Here is a 6202-nt window from a genome sequence, read left to right as displayed (position 1 = left end):
GGGCAATCGAACGAGAAGCCCCCACTTCAGGCGCTAGCTAAGTGGTGGGAGTATGTCACTGGATTGTTATCGGAGTACGATTTGTCAGTATTCCTGTATCATCCTTCCTATCAGCCGCTCGGCATTGTGATTAAAATGGCCACGGATGAGACAGCAACGATCGATGCCCAGGCTATAGCATTTGTATACACAGTAATCCTGATGATCATTTCTACGATCGCCCTGTGGCTTGGTCGATATCATGGAATCCAGACCATAAAATCATTTTTTGCAAAAGAAAACAGCAGGAGGAAAGCATCATGAAATCAATAAAAGAGCTGAGACAGGAAAAGGGAGTATTGGTTGCGGCCCATAGAGGAACGAGCGCAGGAAATATTCCTCCGAACTCCATTGCAGCGTTTGATATTGCCCTGAAGGAGGGTGCAGACATTCTGGAGATGGATCTCTTTCAGAGTGCGGATGGTGAAATTTTTGTATTCCATACCGGAATGGAGCCAAGTCATCTGGATCATCATATCAAGATTGAAACCTACACGGCAGCAGAGATTAAGCAGATGCGTCTGTGCAACTGTGATCTGATCGAAACCTTTCTTCCGGTCAATACCTTTGACGAGGTGTTGGAGCATTTAAAGGGAAAATGCAAAATGAATCTGGACCGAAGCATCGGCATCATTGAGCCTGTCATGAAAATGGTGCGCAGACATGGAATGGAAGACCAGATCCTGATGAAGAGCGATCCTTCGGAGCAGTCTCTGAAACTGATCGAAGCATATGCATCAGATATCGATTATATGCCGATCTTTATGGAGGAGGACCATGCTTCAGAGAAAATCGAAAAAATGAAGATTCATTATGCCGGAGCAGAACTTGTGTTTAAGACAGAGCAGTCACCGATCGTGCAGGAAGCCTACCTGGAAGAACAGAAGAAGAAAGGTCGTGTTTTATGGGGCAACGCGATTTTGTATTCCAGCCGTGTGCCGCTGGCGGGAGGGCATTCCGATGATATTTCACTGCTGGAAGATCCGGCTCAGGGATGGGGATGGCTTGCTCAGAAGGGCTTTGATATTATCCAGACAGACTGGACCATGCATTGTGTCAATTATCTCAGGGAAAATAATTATCGGAAGTGATAAGGTATGAAGTTAAATTTTTTGGGCTGTGGTTCCGCGTTTAATCCGTTGGATGGAAACACCAGTGCATACTTTACGATCGGAAGAAAGCTGTACATTGTGGATGTCGGAGAAAGTGTTTTTCTGAAGCTGTATCAGAAAGATCTTCTGAGACAGTATGATGAAATCCTGATTTTGATCACGCATCTGCATGCAGATCATGTGGGAAGTCTGCCGTCGCTTATTTCATATGCATATTATGTGCTGGGAAAAACGGTGATGGTCATGCATCCTGATCCCGGGCTGTGGCAGCTTCTGGATCTGATGGGGATTGACCGCGCGGCCTATCACCGGCTGGAGTGCCATGCTCTGGAAGACGGTAAGTTAAACATCAATGCGGTTCCGGTCAGACATGCAGATGATATGCGCTGTTATGGTTATGTGATCGAGTGCGACGGGGAGAGCATATATTACAGTGGGGATTCTTATGAAATTCCGGAATCCATTCTTCAAAAATTCCGAAATCGAGAGATCATCCGGATTTATCAGGATACTGCGGAATTTTCTTCCGGCCATCGCTCGCATTGTCCATTAGAAGAACTGGAGCGCGATATTCCGGAAGATCTGAGGAAATATGTGTACTGTATGCATTTTACAACAGATTTCACGGAAAAATTAAAGACAATGGGATTTTGCCAGGTCATGCAGCCGGTGAAAATCTGAACAGGAAAATCCTCCGGACGTTCAAGTTCGGAGGATTTTCTTGTTTTTTTTCAGGATGACCCTTATAATGATTCTGAAATGTTGGAACAAACAGGAAAGAGAGATTTACGATATGAACAGCATGCAGATTCCTGCCCATGTGGAGCAGATCATTCATACGTTAAACAGCCACGGCTACGAGGCCTTTGCGGTAGGCGGCTGTGTGCGTGACACCCTGCTTGGACGCAAACCCGGCGACTGGGATATTACTACTTCTGCAAGGCCGGAGCAGGTAAAGGCATTGTTTCGCCGAACCATCGACACCGGCATTCAGCACGGCACAGTAACGATCATGATGGACCGCACCGGTTATGAGGTGACGACATATCGCATTGACGGTGAGTATGAGGATGGACGTCATCCAAAGCAGGTGGAATTTACTTCAGATCTTCTGGAAGACCTGCGCCGCAGGGATTTTACCATCAATGCCATGGCCTACAGTCATGCGACCGGGATCGTGGATGCCTTTGACGGTGTGGCAGATTTAAAAGCCCGCCGTATCCGCTGTGTGGGCAATGCCATGGAGCGCTTTACGGAGGATGCACTGCGCATTTTACGTGCTATCCGTTTTTCCGCGCAGCTTGATTTTGAGATTGAGAAAGAAACCTTTGAAGCAATTTCCGTGATCGCACCGAATCTGGCAAAGGTGAGCAAGGAGCGCATCCAGATGGAGCTTACAAAGCTTCTCTGCTCTGAGCATCCGGAAAAGATCCGCGAAGTCTATGAGACCGGCATCAGTACTTATGTGTCACCGGCCTTTGCCGCGTTGGACTGGCAGAATGCCCGGGTATCTGCAGCGCTGCCGAAAGAAAAATATGTGCGCTGGGCAGCCTTTCTTCGCTGTGGAAACAGTCCGGAAAACGCAGTGCGGGTACTTCGGGATTTAAAGCTGGACAATGAAACAGTGTCCAGGGTAAAGACCCTGGTGACTTGGGCAGATGTAACCCCTGCGGCCGATGAAGCCGAGGTACGCCGTATGATGAGCTGCATGGAGCCGGAGGTCTGGGACAGCCTGATGGAGTTAAATGGCTATGGAATGGAAATTCGTGCTCTGGTTGCCCTGATCCGCGGACGCGGCGATTGCTTAAGCTTAAAAGAGCTTGCCGTAAAGGGCCAGGATCTCATTGCCGCCGGGGTGAAGCCGGGCAAAGAGATGGGGACCATGCTGCATGAGCTGTTGGAGCATGTGCTTGAGGTGCCGCAGGATAATGAGAAGGAGACGCTTCTGAAGCTTCTTGCAGATATGCACAGATAGGAAATTTATGGCAGAAATGTATAATCCCTGAAATCTTTTCATAGGTTGGAGAGTATCTTCCTGTTTGCTGGTGCATGAAGTGGAGGGGTGAGCGTGATCGACAGTTATCTGGAGGTTTTGAAGCAGTACGAAGGAGAAGTGTTGAACGTCCGGCGCGGACGCGGAGCCTGGATCTGTGAGTATCCGGACGGTCTCCGGCTCTTAAAAGAGTACCGGGGATCTCAAACGCGTCTGGAGTTTGAGGATGCAGTGCAGGAAGAACTTTCGCAGATGGAAATCTGCCGGATGGACCGTTATGTAAGAAATCTGGAAGGAAACCTGATGACGGCAGGTCCGGATGGAGTCCGGTATGTTTTAAAACACTGGTTTACCGAGCGGGAATGCAGCCTGCGGGAGCGGCGGGAAATCCTTTTTTGCGTCCGCCAGATTGCCCGGCTTCATAAAGGACTTCAGAAAATCCCCTGGCAGGAGGCATGGAGCCTGGGCTCTACGGTGCCGCCTGATCTTTCTGAGGAGATGGCGCGTCACAACCGGGAAATGAAACGGGTGCGGAATTTTATTCGGGGAAAACGAAAGAAAACAGAATTTGAATTACGTGTCATGCAAAGTTTCGATGAGTATTATCATCAGGCACTGCAGGCAGAACAAGGGCTGGAGCCGCTGGATCACGATCAAGCGGAAAACCGGCTCTTTTTGTGTCATGGTGATTTAGACCAGCACCACATTCTGCCGATGCAGGAAAACAGAATGGCGGCATTCATTGAATTCAGCCAGATGCATCTTGGGCAGCAGATGAGCGATCTGTACCGGTTTATGCGGAAAGTGATGGAGAAGCATGGATGGAATGCGTTTCTGGGAAATGCCATGCTTGAGGCTTATCATGAGGTATTGCCCATGACGGAAGAAGACCGGAACTATCTGTATTATCTGTTTTTATATCCAGAAAAATACTGGAAACAGCTGAATTACTATTACAATGCCAACAAAGCCTGGATTCCGGATAAAAATGTAGAAAAACTGAAAAATCTGGAGATGCAGCAGCATGCGAGAAAACACTTTCTGGAGAGTCTGTTTTGAAAATAAATAGAAAAATTATCAGAAATCTGTCGTCTTTTGTCGTTCATAAATTGACAATGAAGACAGGTTCAGCTTTCCTTTTTTTCTTTACTGAGGTATAATAAAAACAGTGGTAACTGTGAGGAGATTTGGCAGTTACAGCATGAAATTAAGAGGGAGCACAGGAGGAAAGTTTTTTATGAAGGATTACATGAAGATTTACCAGGAATGGCTGTCTAACCCGTATTTCGATGAGGATACCAAGGCAGAATTAAAGGCAATCGAGCATGATGAAAACGAGATCAAAGAGCGCTTCTATATGGATCTGGAGTTCGGCACTGCCGGTCTGCGCGGCATTATCGGCGCAGGAATCAACCGCATGAATATCTATGTGGTGCGCCGCGCGACCCAGGGTCTGGCAAACTATATCATCAAACAGGGCGGCAGCAAGAAAGGCGTTGCCATTGCCTACGATTCCAGACATATGTCCCCGGAATTTGCAGATGAAGCAGCACGTACCCTGGCAGCCAACGGCATCAAGGCTTATAAGTTTGAGTCTCTTCGTCCGACTCCGGAGCTGTCCTTTGCAGTGCGCGAGTTAGGCTGCATCGCTGGCATTAACGTAACGGCAAGCCACAACCCGCCGGAATACAATGGTTACAAAGTATACTGGGAAGATGGCGCACAGTTTACTCCGCCGCACGACAAAGGGGTAACCGAAGAGGTTCTTGCCATCGAGGATCTGTCCACCGTAAAGACCATGAGCGCAGAGGATGCCATGGCAGCAGGTCTCTATCAGGTGATCGGCAAGGAAATCGACGACAAATACATCGCACATGTCAAAGCACAGGTTGTAAACCAGGATGCGATCGACAAGATGCAGAAGGATATCACCATCGTTTACACCCCGCTTCACGGAACCGGCAACATCCCGGTGCGCAGAGTCTTAAAAGAGATTGGTTTCGAGAATGTTTATGTAGTACCGGAGCAGGAACTTCCGAACGGCGATTTCCCAACCGTAAGCTATCCGAACCCGGAGGCAGCAGAGGCATTTGCCCTGGGCTTAAAGCTGGCTGAGGAGAAGAACGCAGACCTCGTTCTTGCAACGGACCCGGATGCAGACCGTCTTGGCGTATATGTAAAAGACACCAAATCCGGTAAATATATTTCCCTTACCGGTAATATGTCCGGTTCCCTGCTGTGCGAGTACGTGCTGAGCCAGAAGGCTGCAAAGAACGCGATTCCGGCAGACGGCGAAGTCGTAAAATCCATCGTAAGCACGAACCTCATCGACGCAGTGGCTGCTTCCTACGGCTGCAAGCTGGTAGAGTGCCTGACCGGATTTAAGTGGATCGGCCAGCAGATCTTAAAAGAGGAGCGCACCGGCGTTGGCCATTATATGTTCGGTATGGAAGAGAGCTACGGCTGCCTGATCGGCACCTATGCCCGTGATAAAGACGCTGTATCCGCAACCGTTGCCCTTTGCGAGGCAGCTGCCTACTACAAGACCAAAAACATGACTCTGTGGGATGCCATGGTAGAGATGTATGAGAAATACGGCTACTACAAAGACGCCGTGAAATCCATTGGTTTATCCGGCATCGAAGGTCTGGCAAAGATCCAGTCCATTATGGAACACTTCCGTAACAACACACCGGAAGGCTTTGGTGACTACAAGGTACTCTCCGCAAGAGATTACAAGAACGACACCATCCGCAACATGGCAACCGGAGAAGTAACACCGACCGGTCTGCCGTCCTCCAACGTGCTCTACTACGACATGAACGACAATGCATGGCTGTGCATCCGTCCGTCCGGCACTGAGCCGAAGATCAAGTTCTACTACGGAATCAAGGGAACTTCCTTAGAGGATGCAGATGCGAAGTCCGAGGCACTTGGAAAAGCGCTGATGGGGGAAGTGGACAAGCTGCTGTAATATAAACAATATTGCACAGTAAATCAAAGGGCGTGTGAAAAAATGAGAAATCATTTTTCACACGCTCTTTTAAACTAAAAAATC

Annotated in this window: 5 protein-coding genes and 1 pseudogene; all 6 read left to right on the top strand. The window is 48.6% G+C overall.

The genetic code is table 11. From position 1 onward, the window contains the following. Positions 1-303: pseudogene (locus DXB18_RS15820) on the top strand (hypothetical protein); the annotation flags it as partial. Further along, the gene (locus DXB18_RS15815; protein ID WP_118708878.1) at positions 300-1130 is read left to right on the top strand and encodes a glycerophosphodiester phosphodiesterase family protein; all 831 of its coding nucleotides are present in this window, start codon (positions 300-302) and stop codon (positions 1128-1130) included. The pseudogene DXB18_RS15820 and the gene DXB18_RS15815, both read left to right, overlap by 4 nt. 6 nt (positions 1131-1136) lie before the next feature. After that, a complete protein-coding gene (locus DXB18_RS15810; protein WP_118708876.1) occupies positions 1137-1832 on the top strand; it encodes an MBL fold metallo-hydrolase in 696 nt (231 codons plus the stop codon). Positions 1833-1899: 67 nt separating this feature from the next. Beyond that, the gene (locus DXB18_RS15805; RefSeq protein WP_347560047.1) at positions 1900-3126 is read left to right on the top strand and encodes a CCA tRNA nucleotidyltransferase; all 1227 of its coding nucleotides are present in this window, start codon (positions 1900-1902) and stop codon (positions 3124-3126) included. A 93-nt stretch (positions 3127-3219) separates the two neighbouring features. Further along, complete coding sequence (locus DXB18_RS15800; RefSeq protein ID WP_118541349.1) at positions 3220-4203, top strand: spore coat protein CotS; 984 nt, start codon at positions 3220-3222, stop codon at positions 4201-4203. Positions 4204-4381: 178 nt separating this feature from the next. Further along, positions 4382-6118 (top strand): phospho-sugar mutase, encoded by a 1737-nt coding sequence (locus DXB18_RS15795; protein ID WP_118708874.1) that lies wholly within the window; start codon positions 4382-4384, stop codon positions 6116-6118. Positions 6119-6202 lie beyond the last annotated feature (84 nt).

Origin of the sequence: Clostridium sp. OM02-18AC, assembly GCF_003481825.1 — a bacterium.
GTDB lineage: Bacteria > Bacillota > Clostridia > Lachnospirales > Lachnospiraceae > Brotaphodocola.
Note: the sequence above shows the minus strand (reverse complement) of the source record. Positions and strands in the feature narration are given on the sequence as shown.